The 19257-nt window shown below is 45.0% G+C and carries 13 protein-coding genes and 1 pseudogene; 11 read left to right on the top strand and 3 right to left on the bottom strand.

Features of this window, described 5'->3' with window-relative positions; genetic code table 11:
* Positions 1-329 precede the first annotated feature (329 nt).
* The 6 genes from R7Z77_RS13300 (at position 330) to R7Z77_RS13275 (ending at position 9266) form a co-directional block, all read left to right on the top strand.
* Positions 330-3314, top strand: a complete 2985-nt coding sequence (locus R7Z77_RS13300) for a M6 family metalloprotease domain-containing protein (protein ID WP_198039101.1) — start codon at positions 330-332, stop codon at positions 3312-3314.
* Between the two features lie 172 nt (positions 3315-3486).
* The gene (locus tag R7Z77_RS13295) at positions 3487-4299 is read left to right on the top strand and encodes a hypothetical protein (protein WP_005382260.1); all 813 of its coding nucleotides are present in this window, start codon (positions 3487-3489) and stop codon (positions 4297-4299) included.
* Between the two features lie 176 nt (positions 4300-4475).
* The gene (locus R7Z77_RS13290) at positions 4476-5945 is read left to right on the top strand and encodes a protein adenylyltransferase SelO (RefSeq protein WP_085569944.1); all 1470 of its coding nucleotides are present in this window, start codon (positions 4476-4478) and stop codon (positions 5943-5945) included.
* Positions 5946-6157: 212 nt separating this feature from the next.
* Positions 6158-7156 (top strand): TRAP transporter substrate-binding protein, encoded by a 999-nt coding sequence (locus R7Z77_RS13285; protein WP_017634784.1) that lies wholly within the window; start codon positions 6158-6160, stop codon positions 7154-7156.
* A 70-nt stretch (positions 7157-7226) separates the two neighbouring features.
* Complete coding sequence (locus R7Z77_RS13280) at positions 7227-7901, top strand: TRAP transporter small permease (RefSeq protein ID WP_005384308.1); 675 nt, start codon at positions 7227-7229, stop codon at positions 7899-7901.
* Between the two features lie 3 nt (positions 7902-7904).
* On the top strand, positions 7905-9266 hold the full coding sequence (locus R7Z77_RS13275; protein WP_005382255.1) for a TRAP transporter large permease: 1362 nt from the start codon (positions 7905-7907) through the stop codon (positions 9264-9266).
* A 33-nt stretch (positions 9267-9299) separates the two neighbouring features.
* Here the strand turns inward: R7Z77_RS13275 and R7Z77_RS13270 are convergent, their stop codons facing one another.
* From R7Z77_RS13270 to R7Z77_RS13260, 3 genes are all read right to left on the bottom strand, one after another.
* Entirely contained in the window at positions 9300-9482 is a 183-nt protein-coding gene (locus R7Z77_RS13270; RefSeq protein WP_021034161.1) for a hypothetical protein, read from the bottom strand.
* Positions 9483-9560: 78 nt separating this feature from the next.
* Entirely contained in the window at positions 9561-10898 is a 1338-nt protein-coding gene (locus R7Z77_RS13265) for a sigma-54-dependent transcriptional regulator (RefSeq protein ID WP_017819922.1), read from the bottom strand.
* Between the two features lie 4 nt (positions 10899-10902).
* Complete coding sequence (locus R7Z77_RS13260) at positions 10903-12708, bottom strand: ATP-binding protein (RefSeq protein ID WP_017819921.1); 1806 nt, start codon at positions 12706-12708, stop codon at positions 10903-10905.
* Positions 12709-12747: 39 nt separating this feature from the next.
* On the opposite strand from R7Z77_RS13260, the pseudogene R7Z77_RS13255 reads away from it, so the two are divergent.
* From R7Z77_RS13255 to lon, 5 genes and pseudogenes are all read left to right on the top strand, one after another.
* Positions 12748-12960 (top strand): annotated as a pseudogene (locus R7Z77_RS13255) (hypothetical protein).
* A gap of 274 nt (positions 12961-13234) precedes the next feature.
* Positions 13235-14542, top strand: coding sequence for a trigger factor (gene tig, locus R7Z77_RS13250; protein ID WP_005382251.1), 1308 nt, complete (start codon positions 13235-13237; stop codon positions 14540-14542).
* A gap of 105 nt (positions 14543-14647) precedes the next feature.
* Entirely contained in the window at positions 14648-15274 is a 627-nt protein-coding gene (clpP, locus tag R7Z77_RS13245; protein ID WP_005382347.1) for an ATP-dependent Clp endopeptidase proteolytic subunit ClpP, read from the top strand.
* A gap of 70 nt (positions 15275-15344) precedes the next feature.
* On the top strand, positions 15345-16625 hold the full coding sequence (gene clpX, locus R7Z77_RS13240; protein WP_005382345.1) for an ATP-dependent protease ATP-binding subunit ClpX: 1281 nt from the start codon (positions 15345-15347) through the stop codon (positions 16623-16625).
* Between the two features lie 130 nt (positions 16626-16755).
* The gene (gene lon, locus R7Z77_RS13235) at positions 16756-19107 is read left to right on the top strand and encodes an endopeptidase La (RefSeq protein WP_005382343.1); all 2352 of its coding nucleotides are present in this window, start codon (positions 16756-16758) and stop codon (positions 19105-19107) included.
* Positions 19108-19257: the final 150 nt, after the last annotated feature.

Here is a 19257-nt window from a genome sequence, read left to right as displayed (position 1 = left end):
ACGAGCATTGATTAATAGCAGTGCTCGTACATTTATAGAATATGTGGAATGTTGCCCAGTTTTACCTACAAATTCGTAGAAGTTCATTTCTTCTTCCTTTCGTTTCGATACTATTCATTCACTCAATTTATATTCTCAGAAGCTACGCTCATAACAGCGTTTTGGAATCCGACGCTTTTGTAGTGTGACACCAAACTACGTCGTGTTATCTGAGCGAATTGATACCAGCCTTCGTCAATAGTCACTCAGTCTTACTCTATGCCCATAGGGTTACTTTGTGTTTGTTGTGCTTGGTATTAATTAACGAATCGAAAAGATGGAGTCGTACTTTGAAATTCAACACACTCGCCATGGCTATGCTAACTGCGCTTCTTGCAGGGAAGAGCATGGCAACTACTCCGCCATCACCGGTTTGGCATACTATTGCGTTGAGCGATGGTAGTTCCAGTGAGGCAATTCTACGTGGAACGGCAGATTTCCACTGGTTTGAAGATAAGCAGGGCAATGCCTTACTTCAGGAAGACGGCGTTTGGTTTTTCGCGCGGATTCAGCGCGAGTCAGACACGCCAATATTGATCTCGACAGGTGTGGTGAAAACGCAGTCGAGTGAGCCACCTGAGTCGGCGAGGTTTCGCCCGGATTTACAAGTTAAACCGCAATTATCTTCTCTAAAAACCATTGAACCGATGGCACGAAAAAACCTACTGCGTTCGGCGCAAGGTTACCAGGCGATGAGCAGTTCAACGGTGAAGCAGCAGCCCCTATTGGTTGTGCAAGTTTCGTTTGATGACCAAGCAATGGTGCATGATTTTGAGCAACGCGTATTTAATACCAATGGTCAAAGCGTTGTGGATTACTTTGATAAAAACTCTCAAGGTAAATTCAAAGTTGTTCCTGCACTTGAGAGTTACGGCACCGCCAATGACGGTGTGATAGATGTGACTGTGGCACAAAGCCACCCTAACTGTCACTCTAGTTCGACTGATAAGACATGCACCGCCAAGTTGAATGCGGTTTTCACCGAGGCTTATCAAAAACTGGATCCATACTTTAATCTTTCGGCCTACGACAGCAATCAAAATGGTACCGTAGAACCGTCAGAACTCTCTGTCATGTTTATTTTTGCGGGGGGCGATCGTTCAACAGGGGTTCTCAACCGTCCTGCTATTTGGCCGCACAAATTCTCTCACGATGATGTCACACTAGATGGTAAAAAGATCACAGACTATTGTGTGTTCGCTGACTATCAAGTTGATCATCAAGCGACCTTGGGCGTGATCGTACACGAGCTTGGCCACTTAATGCTTGGCTTACCGGATTTGTACGCAAGGAACAGTGATGCCTCGATCGGCTCTTGGGGCGTGATGGGTGGCGGTTCATGGGCGCAGAAACCGGGAGATTCATACGCTGGTGACACTCCGGTGAACATGAGTGCATGGAGCAAACACGCTGCTGGTTTTGTTGTACCAACGGTAACTCATGAAAGTCCAGCGCCTATTTCTGTGAACAACGACGATGTCAAGCTGGTGTATCTCGACCCGTACTTGAAAGAGTTTGGCCCACGTGTTTACTTGGAAAATCGCACCTTTAGCGGTTACGACCGAGCATTGGCGGCTGAAGGTATCCTGGCGACGTCGGTCAATGTCCAGAACCGCTTTAATGATGTTGGCGCGATGCAGGTTCAAATCATGCAGGCTGATGGTCTGAATGAGTTAGAAAATGATGGTAGGAGTGACGCTGACGATTTATACCCTAATGGTGGCAATGTCATTTCAGATACATCGACCCCGGGTCTGAGAACGATCACAGGGTTTGATACTGGGGTTCGTATTTCCAACATTGCCAGCAACACCAACGGTGGTAGTTTTTCTCTTGAACATACAAACGAACCAAATAAATCAGCATGGCTGAACTCTCTTCACCAAGGTTATGTGTACGCGAGTGGGAGTAACACTCTGGCGGTGTCACTGGACTTGAATAGTGATACAGAGCTTGATGGCCTTCAACTTTACGCGCAAAGAGATAGCGCTCAAAGTGACATGACTTATCGAGTTTGGCGATTCCCATTTTCTGGAAACATTGGCTATCGATTAATATTGAATCAAAACAACGCTGAGCTTTTACAGCAAGGTAACTTCCAAAAGTCATCTCGAATTTTATTCCCTCAATCAAGCCAATTGAGTGCGGGTCAGCATTTATTGGTCGTTGAATTGGAAGGCGGTCAATTTGATGCAAACTTTGACTTCGGCCGCTTGCTAAAAACTGAAAAAGCCTCCCTACCTGTAATGTGGACTGGTGATTACAGTGAGATTGGCACGTTTGGTCTAGAAAAAGCCGGGTTCTCTTATATTCCGTTTGCAGCATTATTAAATGTGGATGCGAGCAACTTGGTTGAAGCGAGATCTGATTCGTTACAAACCAATAAAAATACGCCAATCAAACTGAACCTGATGGACAATGATTTCATGGCGGTAGGGTATCAGTTCAATGTGGACATTGTGCAGAAGCCTGAGCACGGCACCATCTCTGGCAACCAGTACCAACCTGAAACTAACTTCGTTGGTCTGGACACTTTCCAATATCGTTTGTTGTCGGTTGATGGTGCGTACTCATCTTCAATCGTGAATGTGCAGGTGGAAGTGCTTGGCAGCAACGAAGCGCCAGTGGCCGTGATTGATGTTGATAATAAAGACATGACGGTTGGGCAGCGAGTCACGTTGTCTGCGTTAAATAGTACGGATGCTGATGGTGATGTGTTGAGTTATAAATGGGAGCAGTTGGCTGGCACTTCAGTTTCTCTTGGCAATGCAACCAGTGTTAGCACAAGCTTTACGGTGCCTCAAGGTGCAAAAGCGGGTGAGGTTCTGACATTCCGTTTAACCGTGACTGATCCTAGTAATGAAGCGTCCAGTGCTACCGTCGATTTAACCATGAAAAACGCAGCGCCACTTACGCTTGCAGATACGGCGACCGTTGCCGTTGGTGAAAGTATTCTGATTGATGCAGCGAGCAATGATTCGGATGTGAACGGCGATAAACTGGTTGTAGAAAGTGTACAGAACGTAACGGGTGTGGGAAGTGCGAGTGTAGAGAATGGCAAAATCCGTTTTCAAGCACCGGATAGCCCTACTGACGGCATCAAGCTGCAATATACGGTTTCAGACGGTCATGGTGCCACTGCTACGGGTGAAGTTATCGTGACGGTTGTTGCTTCTTTGAAGACAACGACATTCAAGAACTCAGAAGGTAGTGGCAGTGTTTCTTATTGGGCTTTGATGTTACTTGCAACATTAGGCTGGCGACGTCGCGTCTAAAACGGTATTGAATTGCGGTATAAGCCACTCACATTGGGTGGCTTATTTTTTATCTGATTTATTTTGGTTTCGTTCTCATTATCTTATGAGATGTGTTTCTCATTATTTTTAAAGCGATTTTTCTACTCTGCGGTTACCCTAGGGGCCGATTTTTATGAACTAAGGATGTTATATGTCTACCGAGGGCTTTTCTGTTTCGGAAATATGCCGAGAAGCGGCAGTGATGGTCAGAAGGAATCTACTCGCAATTGTTATTGCTTGTATTCCGTTGATTATCGTGCACTCAATTTTTGCTTTTATGTATCCTGAAATGACGGGGCAAGATCAAGCGAACGTTCAAGAAGGCAATGTCTCAGGATTTTATTTCGTCACAATTATTTTGTACCCACTTGTTGCCGCTATGGCGGCTGTGCGTGTGCATCGAATTTATTTAGTCGGTGATTACATGCACTCGGCGTTGGATGTATTTCGTTTGTCAGCGCGAGAATTCCGTTTCATAGGCTGGTGGATACTGTTTGGACTGATGATGATGCTCGTTATTGGTATCCCGATCTTTGTGTTGTCGTTTATCTACATTGCAGAAAGTGGTGAAGCCGACTTTGTTGCTATGGCTATTATCACAACGATTGCAAGCGTTCCTGGCTATTGGGTAATGGCGCGATGGTCATTTGTGTTGCCAGCGACTGCAATGGATCATCAACCGCGCAGTTTGCGTCGTTCGTGGAACCAGAGCAGAGCATACAACAAACAAGTATTCATTTTGATGGGACTAATTCCATTGGGTGCGGGCTTGCTCAGTCAGCTGATCTTTAGCCACTTTACGAATCTCTTTATGTTGAGCCTCGTCGGTGTGGCCTATGGTATTTTTGGCGCGTACCAGCTGGCATTGTTATCGTTGAGCTATAAAACGGTAGTGGATATCGAACGCGCTCGTTTTGATACGCCATCACAGCCACCAAAAACGGGTGAAGAATTTTCCGCTTAACCCTTTGATCGTTTTTACATGCTACCTCCGTTTAGGAGACGGTCTGCGGCAGGTTGATACCTTCCTGCCGCCTTCGCGTTATTCACGCAAAATACCCATGCCCATTTCATGGCTGAATGACAGGGACATTCACACGTATACTCACAACAGTACTTCTTTTTATTAAGGAACCCTACATGTCCATTTGGCAACGGGTCAATTTCACCCATCGCTTTAGTCAATTACCGTCAGCGTTCTATACGTTGGTCGAGCCACAACCCTTGGACAACACTCGCTGGGTCGCTTGGAATGGTGAGTTTGCACAGCAGTTTGGTTTACCAGAAGAGCAAAACGATGAGTTATTGGCGGTTTTTTCCGGGCTAAGTGAATTCGAACAATTTCGTCCTCTTGCGATGAAATATGCAGGCCATCAGTTTGGCGTTTACAACCCAGATTTGGGCGATGGACGTGGATTACTGTTGGCAGAAATTGAGCATCAGGATGGTACTTGGTTTGATCTTCACCTCAAAGGTGCAGGGCTAACGCCTTACTCGCGAATGGGAGATGGGCGAGCGGTATTACGCTCGACTATCCGTGAGTACCTGTGCAGTGAAGCCATGGCAGGCCTTGGGGTTCCCACGACACGTGCTCTCGGTATGATGGTCAGTGATACACCTGTTTATCGAGAAAAAACGGAATCGGGCGCTTTGTTACTTCGAATGGCTGAAACCCACGTTCGATTCGGTCACTTTGAGCATTTCTTTTACACCAACCAGTTAGCAGAGCAGAAGCTGTTGGCGGATAAGGTGATTGAGTGGCACTTTGCTGATTGTGCATCGGTGGAGAAACCATATGCCGCGATGTTTGACGCCATCGTGACTAAAACAGCCGAGATGATCGCATATTGGCAAGCTTTTGGTTTTGCGCATGGTGTGATGAATACCGATAACATGTCAATTCTTGGGCAAACTTTTGATTATGGTCCGTTTGGCTTTCTTGATGATTATGAGCCGGGATACATTTGTAATCATTCAGACTACCAGGGTCGTTACGCATTTGATCAACAGCCTAGAATTGCGCTTTGGAACCTGTCAGCACTGGCGCATGCGCTATCGCCACTCGTTGAACGAGAAGATTTAGAATCGTCGTTGAGTCAATTTGAAGTTCATTTAAGCCAGCAGTTCAGCCGCCTCATGCGTGAGAAGTTGGGCTTAAAAACCAAGATAGCGGAAGATGGGCGTTTGTTTGAAGCTATGTTTGAGCTTCTTCACCAGAACAAAACGGACTACACTCGCTTCTTCAGAACACTTTCAAATCTTGATAATGCGCCTTCCCAAGCCGTAATCGATTTATTTCTCGACCGAGAAGCTGCGCGAGCTTGGCTTGATCTGTACTTAGCTCGGTGTGAGCTAGAGGTTGATGAACTAGGGGGCCTGATTTCAACCGAACAGCGTTGCAAACAGATGCGTCAAGCCAATCCCAAATACATCTTGCGTAACTACTTGGCTCAGTTGGCGATTGATAAAGCGGAAGAAGGGGACCTTAGCGAATTACACCGATTGGCCGAACTGTTAAAACGCCCATTTGATGAGCAACCCGAGTTTGATGATTACGCGAAATTGCCGCCGGAATGGGGGAAGAAAATGGAGATAAGCTGTTCTTCATAAATGGGTCATTTTCCACCCATTTGTATCTTTTTCTTGGGTGGAATTCACTCGTTACACTTCGGATTCATGTTAATGGGCCATGTTAATTTATTGAAATACATATAAATTTTAACATGGTCCATTAATTGCTCTTTGTTGAACATCCGTACCCATCGCCTAACACCTAGTTACTCATGGACGGGATGGGATGTGATTCAACAAGGAGAATAATAATGTTTAAGCCTCTAACTCTACTATCTGTCTCTGCACTTGCTGTTACCAGTTTTAATGCTGCCGCAAATTGTGACCCGGGTGAAACGGTCATCAAGTTTAGCCATGTAACGAACGCGGACAAACACCCTAAAGGCATCGCGGCTTCGTTACTTGAAAAGCGCGTCAACGAAGAGATGAACGGTAAAGTCTGTATGCAGGTGTTTCCTAACTCAACACTTTATGATGATGACAAAGTGTTGGAAGCGCTACTGAATGGTGATGTTCAACTCGCTGCTCCTTCTCTTTCTAAGTTTGAGAAATTCACCAAGAAGTACCGCCTATTCGATCTTCCTTTCTTGTTCGATGATGTCGACGCGGTTGACCGTTTCCAAAACTCGGAAGCGGGTGAAAAGCTGAAAAATTCAATGAAACGTCGTGGCCTACAAGGCATTGCGTTTTGGCATAACGGCATGAAGCAAATGTCAGCCAACAAGCCGCTCATTTCTCCAACTGATGCTGAAGGACTTAAGTTCCGTGTTCAAGCCTCTGATGTACTCGTTGCTCAGTTTGAGCAGCTAGGTGCTAACCCACAAAAAATGTCGTTCAAAGAAGTTTACGGTGGCTTGCAAACTAAGGTTATTGATGGTCAAGAAAATACTTGGTCAAACATTTACGGCAAAAAATTCTTCGAAGTTCAAGATGGCATTACGGAAACGAACCACGGAATTCTGGATTACTTAGTTGTGACGTCAAACGACTTCTGGAAAAACCTACCAGATGATCAGCGCGAGCAGTTAAATACCATTATTCAAGAGGTAACTGCGCAGCGTAATGCTGAGTCAACCAAAGTAAACCTTGCGAATAAGAACAATATCATCGAAGCCGGTGGTGTGGTTCGTACTCTAACGCCAGAACAGCGCCAAGAATGGGTCACTGCACTTCAACCAGTATGGAAGAAGTTCGAAAAAGACATTGGTTCTGACCTAATCGAAGCCGCTTTGGCGTCTAACCAAAAATAATAACACCTAGCACATTTAGCCCTCTCAAACTAAGGGGGCTCTTTCCCTCTACAGACGACGTGATGTAATTATGGAACAGACTTTTTTTGCCAAGGCTGGACGAATCACCGATGCCATTGAAGAGACTTTGATTGCTTTCTTCTTGGGTGCCATGACCTTGCTGACCTTTGCCAATGTCATCTTTCGTTATGTCTTTAACGACAATATTCTTTGGGCGCTTGAGCTCACCGTTTTCATGTTCGCATGGATGGTGTTGGTTGGCGCATCTTATGGTGTGAAAAAACACTTTCATATTGGTGTCGATGTCATTATTAACATCGTTCCGGAAGGTAAACGAAAAGCCCTGGCGCTTTTTGCAGCAATGTGTTGCTTAGCCTTCTCTATTTTGCTGTTAATTGGCGCTTGGAACTACTGGTATCCGTTCGCTACTGACCGAGCGTGGTATGAAACGGACGATATTCCGATGCCTGAAATACTCCAGTTCATGGCCGACTGGTTAAATGAGGGAGAGCGTTATGAAAAGCTGCCACGTTTTATTCCTTACTTCGCTTTGCCACTTGGAATGGCGCTACTAACGTTTAGATTTGTTCAAGTCACGTGGCAAATCGCTACTGGTAAGCTCGATCGCTTGATTGCAGGACATGAAGCGGAGGAAGAGCTCGAATCTCTTAAAGCTGAGATGAGTGACGCTGAAGACGTAATGGCTCCAAAGGCCTCGCAAGACGCTAAAAACAAGGAGCAATAAGCCATGGATATCTTATTTCTATTTTTGATGGTAATTGGCTTTATGCTGGTTGGCGTGCCAATTGCTATTTCGCTGGGTCTTTCCAGTGTTCTTTTCCTTTTAATGCATTCGGATGCCTCTTTAGCGTCAGTTGCTCAAACGCTGTTTAATGCATTCGCGGGCCACTACACGCTATTGGCTATTCCATTCTTTATATTGGCTTCAAGCTTTATGTCGACGGGTGGCGTAGCAAAGCGGATAATTCGTTTCGCCATTGCCATTGTAGGCTGGTTCCGCGGCGGTTTGGCGATGGCTTCGGTTGTGGCGTGTATGATGTTTGCCGCGTTGTCAGGTTCCTCACCTGCAACGGTTGTTGCCATAGGTAGTATTGTTATCGCAGGTATGATCAAAAACGGTTACTCAAAAGAGTTTGCCTCTGGGGTAATTTGTAACGCAGGTACGCTAGGGATTTTGATCCCACCTTCGATTGTGATGGTGGTGTATGCAGCCGCAACGGATGTGTCAGTTGGACGTATGTTCCTTGGTGGTGTGATTCCCGGTTTGCTGGCGGGTGTCATGTTGATGATCGCGATTTACATTGCCGCGAGAATCAAGAACCTTCCAAAGCAACCTTTTGTCGGTTGGAAAGAAACTTTTGATGCCGCCAAGGATGCAAGCTGGGGCTTGTTGTTGGTCGTCATCATTCTTGGTGGTATCTATGGCGGTATCTTTACGCCGACAGAAGCCGCTGCGGTTGCTGCTGTGTACTCATTCTTTATTGCTAACTTTGTATACAAAGACATGGGGCCATTTGCAGACAAGAAAAACACTAAACCTGCGCTCGTTAAAATCTTCCAAACCTTTGTTCATAAAGACACGAAACACACCCTGTATGAAGCGGGCAAACTCACCATCATGCTGCTGTTCATCATTGCTAATGCCTTAATTTTGAAGCATGTTTTAACGGAAGAACGCATCCCGCAAATGATCACCGAGTCGATGCTCTCGGCTGGTCTCGGACCAATCACTTTTTTGATTGTGGTGAACGTCTTGTTGCTGATTGGTGGTCAGTTCATGGAGCCATCAGGCTTGTTGATCATTGTTGCGCCGCTCGTGTTCCCAATTGCGATTGCATTAGGTATAGACCCAATTCATTTGGGCATAATGATGGTGGTGAATATGGAGATAGGAATGATAACGCCGCCCGTGGGTCTTAACTTATTTGTGACCGCTGGTGTTGCCAAAATGTCGATGATGAACGTAGTGAAGGCAGCATTACCCTGGGTTGGAGTGATGTTCTTGTTCCTAATTATCGTCACATATGTACCATGGGTTTCGACTTGGTTGCCTACTACCTTGATGGGGCCGGAGATCATTACCAAGTAATGGAAGCCAGAAAGTAGAAAGAGGTGTGAGAATTCACACCTCTTCGTCTATTGACTTGTAACAAGTTTTGCGCGGGTCTGAATTAATTCGACGTTCATAGTGTCGCCACCTCTTTTTATTTTTACGACGCTCTTCACCGAATCTTCTCTCTTCTTGATAGCAACCGTCTACGAGCACGGTATCTGTAACAATCGGTATTCTCACTTTTTCGTTCATATCTATAACAACCATGATAAACCCGTTGTTAAAAATTATGATTCAAGTTGAATATAATGCCAGCTATTTGAACGTGTTTTATTTGTAAAGGTCTTTATTTATTTGGTAGCGCTGCATCTTGTCGTAAAGGGTTTTTCTTGGCACATTCAATTGGCACATTGTCTGTTTAATACTACCGTTGTTTTCTAATAAAGCGCCTTCAATGGCTGCTCTCTCAAACTCCGCCACTTGCTCTGCAAGGCTTGAGGAAGACTTAGCGACTGGGTTTGATTCTCCCAACTGAATTAACTTACCCAATAGCACAAAACGCTCTGCAGCATTTCTGAGTTCTCGAACATTGCCAGGCCAGTCATGGCTCATCAGTTGCGCTAGATCTTGGGGTGACAAGCTAGGTGAGCTTTTGCCATAACGTGAAGCTGCTACCAACAGAAAGTGGTGAAAGAGGGCTGGAATGTCTTCTTTTCGTTCGCGTAGTGGCGGGAGATCCAAGGTCACGACATTGAGCCGATAATAGAGATCCTGACGGAAAGTACCTTCTTCAGCTGCGTGTTTTAAATCGACCTTTGTTGCGGCAATCACTCGAATATCTAAAGGCAATAATTCATTTGAACCGACACGCTCAATCACGCGCTCTTGTAATACCCTCAATAAACGAATTTGGGCTTGGATAGGCATCGACTCGATCTCATCCAAGAAAAGTGTGCCGCCTTGTGCAAACTCAAATTTACCGATACGACGGCTTTCGGCGCCAGTGAATGCGCCTTTTTCATGGCCGTAGAGTTCACTCTCAATTAAGTTCTCTGGAACCGCTCCACAATTTACGGCGACAAAGTTTTGGTTCCGGCGAGAGCTTTGCTCATGTAAAGAACGAGCGATTAACTCTTTCCCTGTACCGGTTTCACCAAACAATAAAATATCGGCGTCGGTATCGGCGATTTGGGTGATGGTCTCTCGTAATATTTGGATGCTAGAGGTTTCACCAATAACTCGTGGACCAAGGGTTTTACTGGCTTTAAGTGACAGGCGCAGTTTTTCATTTTCATTGGTTAGTTTGCGCTTCTCAATCGCCCGCTTAACCGTTTCAACCAAATGCTCTGGCGCAAAAGGTTTCTCAATAAAGTCGTAAGCGCCTTGATGAAGGGCTTGCACTGCCATGGAAATATCACCGTGTCCAGTGATCATGATGACGGGTAAGTTTGCATCGCGTTGAGTCAAAGTTGTTAGCATATCCATACCAGAAATGCCCGGTAAACAGATATCAGTGACCACGACGCCAGCTTCTTCTCCTTGCTGCATCGCTATTAAAGCCGATTCTGCATCCACAAAAAACTTGGCGTCGATATCCGCAAGTTCAAAGGTCTGCTCTATAGCGAGTCTGAGATCGGCCTCATCATCAATAAAAAACACCTGACACATGATCTTATCCTTTTGATGGTTCAGTGTTGTAAGAAGTGATAGGTAAACACAATGAGAATCGAGCGCCGCCTTGTTCTCGATTATGGGCACATAATTTTCCATTCATACTGGCTAAGATTTGTTGCGAGATAGAGAGACCCAAACCTAAACCGTTCAGTTTAGTGGTTAGAAACGGCTCACATAAATCAGAAAGTGAGAAAGAGCCAAGTCCTGGGCCATTATCATCAACATGAATCCAAACTAAATCAGTGTGCTCATCGTGTTCTACAGATAATTCTACCTGTTTGTCTTGTTGTTCTTTGAGTGCTTCTATCGCATTAGTCAGTAAATTGACCAACACTTGCTCCAGTTGAATAATATTGATCTGCACTTCAACATCATGCTCTGGCAAATTTGTTTCTAACGTGACGCGCCCTGATTTAAATGCGGGCTTCATCAGTTCTTTTACAGAGGCTATCACAGGGAACAATCGAGATTGAGCCAACTCGTCACCACTGGTTTTTTTGGCGAAAGAGCGAAGTTGCTGACTGATATTTGCCATACGGTCAGTGAGAGCAGAAATGCGAGTGAGATTATCTTCCACTCGCTCATATTTTTCTTTTTTTAGAAACAGCTTGCCGTTCTCCGCAAAGCTACGAATTGCCGCAAGTGGATTATTCAGTTCATGGCTGATACTGGCCGACATTTGTCCTAACACCGCGAGTTTCGCTGCTTGCACCAATTCGTCTTGAGTAACGCGTAAAGTTTGTTCGGTATCGATACGCTGTGCGATCTCCGCTTGCAACTCGGCAGTCCGTGCCATTACTTGATATTCCAACTTTTGATTTGCTTCTTGTTGAATTCGTTCAAGTTGCAAGTGACGCTGTTGACGGTGATAGATAAGCTGACCAATTAAAAACAAAACCATGAATGCTAGAGTGAGTACAAAGATGTAACCCATGGTGAACCAAACGATCGACTGTTTAGGAGACAGCACACGAATTGTCAGTTTGAGTTCGGGAAGGGGCAGCGAAGAGACCACCAAGGTTCCTTTATTGTATGGGTAACCCTGTTTAAGCTCAGAATGCACCTCGTCCAAACTACCCACTAATCCAAGCGTTTCAATTGGCGCATCAAGATATTGTTGGCTTGCCCAAACTTGCTTTTTCTCTTTTTTTGTCAGTGGTTGTAAGCTTTTGAGTAGCCATTCACTTCGGCTACTCATGAAAACAATTCCGTATGGGTCGCTGGCGACAAAAACACTGTTTGGTTGCTGCCAGTTGTCCTCTATCTTACTTAGGTCCATCTTCACCACGACGACACCAAGTACACCGCCAGCGTATATGATGGGATAAGAATAGTAGTAGCCACGTTTACCAGATGTTGAGCCCAGTGCGTAGTATTGGCTTCTTTTGCCTACAATGGCTTGTTTGAAATAAGGGCGAAATGCAAAATTTCGCCCGATAAAGGAGCGCTGTTTACGCCAGTTGCTGGCCGCGATCGTTGTACCCCATTGATCGATTAAGTACGTATCCGCTGCTTCAATCACGCCATTAACGGATTCTAAATACCGATTAGTGATTTCCAGTTGCGCACTGTTGTTGGGGTGCAGAAGCGCTTGATAAAGTGGATCATCTTTAGCGAGAAGATTTGGGATATGGGCGTACTTATCGAGTTTATTTTTTATATGGCCAGAAAATTGCTCAAGCTGTGATTGGTGTTTATCAAGTAGAGATTGATAACTGGTCTGCCAAACCCAATGGCCACCGATAATTGCGCACAGGAAATAGAAAGCAAAAAATGTCAGCAGAATCCGTTTTTTTTGCGACATCCTTACACTCCTTACAACTTCCTTTGGTCACGTAAGAAAATGTTAATAGTTTGTAGGAAGGATTAGGGATTTAGTTTTCAACTCTGTGGAGTAAAACAAGAGCAAGATCTCTTTTTAGGCTTTTCGATAAAAAAACCGGTCGATTCTCTTGAAAAAGTCGCTATTGTCCCCATTCTAGATATGCTGGCGATGCTTAGACGGTGTCTGAATCGCATTTTTGAAGAAAAAATGGGTCAGCATTCGAGAATTTAGCGCAGACAATGTCCACATAGTGGCTATTGGCTCGACAGGGTTGCGACAGATCGCTAGAATGTCGCGTCTAAAAATTCTGTCCTGAGGCTAATAGGAGATACCTTTGGTTATTTTATCGAAGATATCACTGATTAGTCCGGTACTGACAACCAGTATCGATACTCGATTTTAAATTAGGTGTTCGGACAGAACACTACACAAGGATGAAGCGTAAGCTCCTCTGAGTTTCGCTCATACGCTCGGAAAACCGAGCCACTTTAGAGGTTTATATATAATGCAAGTTACTGTTGAAACGCTAGAGGGCCTAGAGCGCCGTCTAAACATTACTGTTCCAGCTGCAAACATCGAAGACGCTGTAACAGCTGAACTACGCAACATCGCTAAAAACCGTCGTTTCGATGGTTTCCGTAAGGGTAAAGTGCCTCTAAAAATGGTTGCTAAGATGTACGGCAAAGCAGTACGTCAAGACGTTCTTGGTGAAGTAATGCAACGCCACTTCATCGAAGCTATCGTTAAAGAGAAAATCAACCCAGCTGGCGCTCCAACTTTCGCTCCTGTAGAGAACAAAGAAGGTTCAGACCTAGTTTTCACTGCAACTTTTGAAGTTTACCCAGAAGTTGAGCTTAAAGGCCTAGAGAGCATCACTGTTGAAAAACCACTAACAGAAGTTAAAGATGCAGACGTAGAAGAGATGATCGATACTCTACGTAAGCAACAAGCAACTTGGGTTGAAGTTGAAGAAGCAGCAGAAGATGGCAAACGCGTAAGCATTGACTTCGTTGGCTCTATCGACGGTGAAGAGTTCGAAGGTGGTAAAGCTGAGAACTTCCCTCTAGAAATGGGTGCTGGTCGCATGATCCCTGGTTTCGAAGACGGTATCGCAGGTAAAACTGCTGGTATGGAATTCGACATCGACGTGACTTTCCCAGAGGATTACCACGCTGAAAACCTAAAAGGTAAAGCAGCTAAGTTCGCAATCAAAGTGAACAAAGTTGAAGCTCGTGAACTACCAGAACTAAACGACGAGTTCGTTGCTAAGTTCGGTGTTGTTGAAGGTGGTGTTGAAGCACTTAAAGCTGAAGTTCGTAAGAACATGGAACGCGAACTTAAGCAAGCTGTTAAGAACCGCATCAAAGAGCAAGCGATTGACGGTCTAGTTGAGCAAAACGACATCAACGTACCATCAGCGCTTATCGAGCAAGAAATCCAAGTTCTACGTCAACAAGCTGCACAACGCTTCGGTGGTAACCCAGAAGCTGCTGCTCAGCTTCCACGTGAACTGTTCGAAGAACAAGCTAAACGTCGCGTAGTTGTTGGTCTTCTACTAGGTGAAGTAATCAAATCTGAAGAGCTAAAAGCGGACGACGAGAAAGTTAAAGCTCTAATTGAAGAAATGGCTACTGCATACGAAGATCCATCAGAAGTTATTGCTTACTACGAGCAAAACGAAGAAATGATGAACAACATGCGCAACGTAGCTCTAGAAGAGCAAGCAATCGACGCGATCATCGCTAAAGCACAGGTTTCTGAGAAAGAAGTAGGCTTCAACGAGCTACTTAACCAACAACAACCTGCTGCTTAATAAGCAATATCTTGCGTAGAAGGTTGACTTAACGTTAACTATTCTGCTAACAATGGTCCGTATGATAGTCATCATCCGGGCCATTTATTTTAGGGACATAAGAATATGAGCTACCAAGAAAAAAATGCAATGTCGCCAATTATGGACGCGCTAGTACCAATGGTGGTTGAACAAACTTCCCGAGGCGAACGCTCTTACGACATCTACTCACGTCTGCTGAAAGAGCGCGTGATTTTTTTAACGGGTCAAGTGGAAGACCACATGGCAAACCTTGTCGTGGCTCAGCTACTTTTCCTAGAATCTGAAAATCCAGATAAAGATATTTTCCTATACATCAACTCGCCAGGCGGCAGCGTAACAGCTGGTATGTCTATTTACGATACCATGCAGTTCATTAAGCCAAATGTCAGCACTGTGTGTATGGGTCAAGCATGTTCAATGGGTGCCTTCCTGCTTGCAGGTGGTGCGCCAGGTAAGCGTTACGTACTGCCTAACTCTCGTGTAATGATCCACCAACCATTGGGTGGTTTCCAGGGTCAAGCTTCTGATATCCAAATCCATGCTCAGGAAATCCTGACGATTAAACAGAAGCTAAACAAGTTGTTAGCAGAACATACAGGCCAACCTCTTGAAGTCATTGAGCGCGACACTGATCGTGATAACTTCATGTCATCAGAGCAGGCTGTGGAATACGGTATCGTGGATGCAGTGTTAAGCCACCGTGGCGAGTAATTAGCCAGCGCATTTTGGCAAAAATTGATATACACTCATTCATGAAGAGTAAAGGCTAAGAGGTTAGCGAATGACAGATAAAAGCAAAGAAAGTGGCAGCGGTAAATTGCTGTACTGTTCTTTCTGCGGCAAAAGTCAGCACGAAGTTCGCAAGCTAATCGCAGGTCCGTCAGTGTACATTTGCGACGAGTGTGTCGACTTATGTAACGATATTATTCGCGAAGAAATCAAGGATGTTCTCCCTAAGAAAGAATCTGAAGCGTTACCAACGCCAAAACAGATCCGTGAACACCTTGATGACTATGTGATCGGGCAAGATTACGCGAAAAAAGTGCTCGCAGTTGCGGTATATAACCACTACAAGCGTTTACGCAATGGTGATACAACGAGCGAAGGTGTGGAGCTTGGTAAGAGTAACATCCTTCTAATTGGTCCTACAGGTAGCGGTAAAACACTACTTGCGGAGACATTAGCTCGATTCTTGGATGTGCCATTTACAATGGCAGACGCGACGACACTAACCGAAGCCGGTTACGTAGGTGAAGACGTTGAAAACATCATCCAAAAGCTTCTGCAAAAATGTGATTACGATGTAGCTAAAGCGGAACGCGGCATCGTTTACATTGATGAAATTGATAAGATTTCACGCAAAGCTGAAAACCCATCTATTACGCGTGACGTATCTGGTGAAGGTGTTCAGCAGGCGCTACTAAAACTTATCGAAGGTACGGTTGCATCGGTTCCACCTCAAGGTGGTCGTAAGCATCCTCAGCAAGAATTCCTACAAGTGGACACATCTAAGATCCTGTTCATTTGTGGTGGTGCTTTTGCTGGCTTAGACAAGGTGATTGAGCAGCGTGTTGCAACAGGTACAGGTATTGGCTTTGGTGCTGAAGTTCGTTCGAAGAATGAATCGAAGACGGTAGGTGAGCTATTTACTCAAGTTGAACCTGAAGACTTAGTGAAGTACGGCCTCATTCCAGAATTCATTGGTCGTCTACCTGTAACAACAACACTGACTGAGCTTGATGAAGAAGCGTTGATTCAGATCCTATGTGAACCGAAGAACGCACTGACCAAGCAATATGCAGCATTGTTTGAGCTAGAAAACGCCGAACTTGAATTCCGTGAAGATGCGCTGCGCGCTATCGCGAAAAAAGCAATGGAGCGTAAAACAGGTGCTCGTGGCTTACGCTCGATTCTTGAAGGCGTGCTACTTGAAACCATGTACGAATTACCATCTGCAACAGACGTTAGTAAAGTCGTGATTGATGAGTCCGTCATTAATGGCGAGTCAGAGCCACTGCTTATTTACAGTAACGCAGACAATCAGGCAGCTGGAGCAGAGTAAATTCAGCCATAATGAAAAAGGAGGTAAGTAATTACCTCCTTTTTTTATTTCTCTTATTGAATCCAAACAATTAGCCCCCATATACTGCCTTAAGTAATACGTTAAACGTGAAAGCGGAAGAGAGAATTATATGAACTTGGAACGTTCCGAGCGTATCGAGATCCCGGTACTACCTCTACGTGACGTAGTGGTCTACCCACACATGGTTATTCCATTGTTTGTTGGTCGTGAGAAATCGATTAGCTGTCTAGAAACGGCGATGGAAACCAACAAACAAGTTCTTCTTGTGGCACAAAAGCAAGCGGATACTGACGAGCCTACGGTTGACGACCTATTTGACGTAGGTACGGTAGCCACCATTCTCCAGCTCTTGAAGCTTCCGGATGGCACAGTAAAAGTATTGGTCGAGGGCCAGCAGCGAGCAAAAATCAATCACTTTAAAGAGAGTGACTTTTTCCTAGCGGAAGCTGAATTTGTTGTTACGCCAGAATTGGATGAGCGTGAGCAAGAAGTGATTGTTCGCAGCGCGATTAATCAGTTTGAAGGGTTCATTAAGCTAAACAAGAAGATTCCACCAGAAGTGCTAACGTCACTTAATGGTATCGACGAAGCCGCACGCTTAGCGGATACCATTGCGGCTCATATGCCGTTAAAGTTGGTGGATAAGCAGCAAGTGCTTGAAATTGTTGACGTCACTGAGCGTCTGGAATTCCTGATGGGCCAGATGGAATCAGAGATCGACTTGCTGCAAGTTGAAAAACGAATTCGTGGTCGCGTTAAAAAGCAAATGGAAAAATCTCAGCGTGAGTATTATCTGAATGAGCAAATGAAAGCGATTCAGAAAGAACTTGGTGAGATGGAAGACGCACCAGACGAGTTCGAAACGCTACAGAAGAAGATTGACGAATCAAAAATGCCTCAAGAGGCACGTGAAAAGACAGAGCAAGAGCTGCAAAAGCTTAAGATGATGTCTCCAATGTCTGCTGAAGCAACAGTGGTTCGTAGCTACATCGATTGGATGGTCAGCGTTCCTTGGGCTAAGCGCTCAAAAGTTAAGAAAAACTTAGCGAAAGCAGAAGAGGTTCTTAATGAAGATCACTACGGTCTAGAACGCGTCAAAGAACGTATCCTTGAATACCTGGCTGTTCAAAACCGTATCAACAAGCTAAAAGGTCCTATCCTTTGTCTTGTTGGTCCTCCTGGTGTAGGTAAAACGTCTCTTGGTCGTTCAATTGCTTCAGCTACAGGCCGTAAGTATGTTCGTATGGCGTTGGGTGGTGTGCGTGATGAAGCGGAAATTCGTGGTCACCGTCGTACTTATATCGGCTCATTACCAGGCAAATTGATCCAGAAGATGTCGAAGGTTGGTGTGAAGAACCCGCTGTTCTTATTGGACGAAATCGACAAAATGTCTTCCGATATGCGTGGTGATCCGGCATCGGCTCTACTAGAAGTACTTGATCCTGAACAGAATAACTCGTTCAACGATCACTACCTAGAAGTGGATTACGATCTCTCTGACGTTATGTTTGTTGCGACATCGAACTCGATGAACATCCCGGGTCCATTGTTAGACCGTATGGAAGTTATTCGTTTATCTGGTTACACCGAAGACGAGAAGCTGAACATTGCAAAACGTCACCTTGTTGATAAACAAGTGAAGCGTAATGGCTTGAAAGCGGATGAGATCGTCATTGAAGATTCTGCGATTATTGGCATCATTCGTTACTACACGCGTGAAGCGGGTGTCCGTAACTTAGAGCGTGAGATTTCTAAGATCTGCCGTAAAGCGGTGAAGAACATCTTGCTGGATAAGGACATCAAGTCAGTAACGGTAACGATGGACAACCTAAAAGAGTACTTAGGTGTTCAACGTTTCGATTACGGTAAAGCGGATGAAAGTAACCGAATTGGTCAAGTAACTGGCCTAGCTTGGACCGAAGTGGGTGGCGATCTATTAACGATTGAAACTCAATCAATGCCAGGTAAAGGTAAGCTGACACAAACGGGTTCTCTTGGTGATGTGATGCAAGAGTCTATCCAAGCAGCAATGACAGTGGTTCGCTCTCGTGCAGAAAAGCTAGGTATCAATACTGACTTCTACGAGAAGAAAGATATTCACGTACACGTCCCGGAAGGCGCGACACCAAAAGATGGCCCAAGTGCGGGTACAGCAATGTGTACAGCATTGGTTTCTTCTCTAACAGGCAACCCTGTGAAAGCAGAAGTAGCGATGACGGGTGAAATCACACTGCGTGGTGAGGTTCTACCTATCGGCGGCCTAAAAGAGAAGTTACTTGCGGCACACCGTGGTGGCATTAAGACAGTGCTAATTCCAAAAGATAACGAGCGTGATTTGGAAGAGATTCCTGATAATGTTATCGCGGATCTGGAAGTTATCCCTGTACAGTGGATTGATGAAGTACTGAAAGTCGCACTAGAGCGAGACCCGACGGGCGTTGAGTTTGAGTCTCAAAAATAGTGATGTGTAGCAAAAATAAGTAAAAGTTTACGCTGATAAGCCCAAAAAGGCTTGTCAGCGTTTTTTTTGGGCGCTAAGTTAGTTTCGATAGCTGCCAGCCCTTGATGAATAAGGGGTGGAGCATATTTTCTTAACAATGGAACGAAAGTC

It is taken from the genome of Vibrio sp. 1401, from assembly GCF_033340295.1.
Note: the sequence above shows the minus strand (reverse complement) of the source record. Positions and strands in the feature narration are given on the sequence as shown.

What these genes read in the sequence shown, in the direction of transcription:
- R7Z77_RS13260 (WP_017819921.1), bottom strand. Translation starts at nt 12,708, where the DNA reads ATGTCGCAAAAAAAACGGATTCTGCTGACATTTTTTGCTTTCTATTTC.
- R7Z77_RS13265 (WP_017819922.1), bottom strand. Translation starts at nt 10,898, where the DNA reads ATGTGTCAGGTGTTTTTTATTGATGATGAGGCCGATCTCAGACTCGCT.
- R7Z77_RS13285 (WP_017634784.1), top strand. Translation starts at nt 6,158, where the DNA reads ATGTTTAAGCCTCTAACTCTACTATCTGTCTCTGCACTTGCTGTTACC.
- R7Z77_RS13280 (WP_005384308.1), top strand. Translation starts at nt 7,227, where the DNA reads ATGGAACAGACTTTTTTTGCCAAGGCTGGACGAATCACCGATGCCATT.
- R7Z77_RS13295 (WP_005382260.1), top strand. Translation starts at nt 3,487, where the DNA reads ATGTCTACCGAGGGCTTTTCTGTTTCGGAAATATGCCGAGAAGCGGCA.
- clpP (WP_005382347.1), top strand. Translation starts at nt 14,648, where the DNA reads ATGAGCTACCAAGAAAAAAATGCAATGTCGCCAATTATGGACGCGCTA.
- tig (WP_005382251.1), top strand. Translation starts at nt 13,235, where the DNA reads ATGCAAGTTACTGTTGAAACGCTAGAGGGCCTAGAGCGCCGTCTAAAC.
- lon (WP_005382343.1), top strand. Translation starts at nt 16,756, where the DNA reads ATGAACTTGGAACGTTCCGAGCGTATCGAGATCCCGGTACTACCTCTA.
- R7Z77_RS13275 (WP_005382255.1), top strand. Translation starts at nt 7,905, where the DNA reads ATGGATATCTTATTTCTATTTTTGATGGTAATTGGCTTTATGCTGGTT.
- clpX (WP_005382345.1), top strand. Translation starts at nt 15,345, where the DNA reads ATGACAGATAAAAGCAAAGAAAGTGGCAGCGGTAAATTGCTGTACTGT.
- R7Z77_RS13270 (WP_021034161.1), bottom strand. Translation starts at nt 9,482, where the DNA reads ATGAACGAAAAAGTGAGAATACCGATTGTTACAGATACCGTGCTCGTA.
- R7Z77_RS13290 (WP_085569944.1), top strand. Translation starts at nt 4,476, where the DNA reads ATGTCCATTTGGCAACGGGTCAATTTCACCCATCGCTTTAGTCAATTA.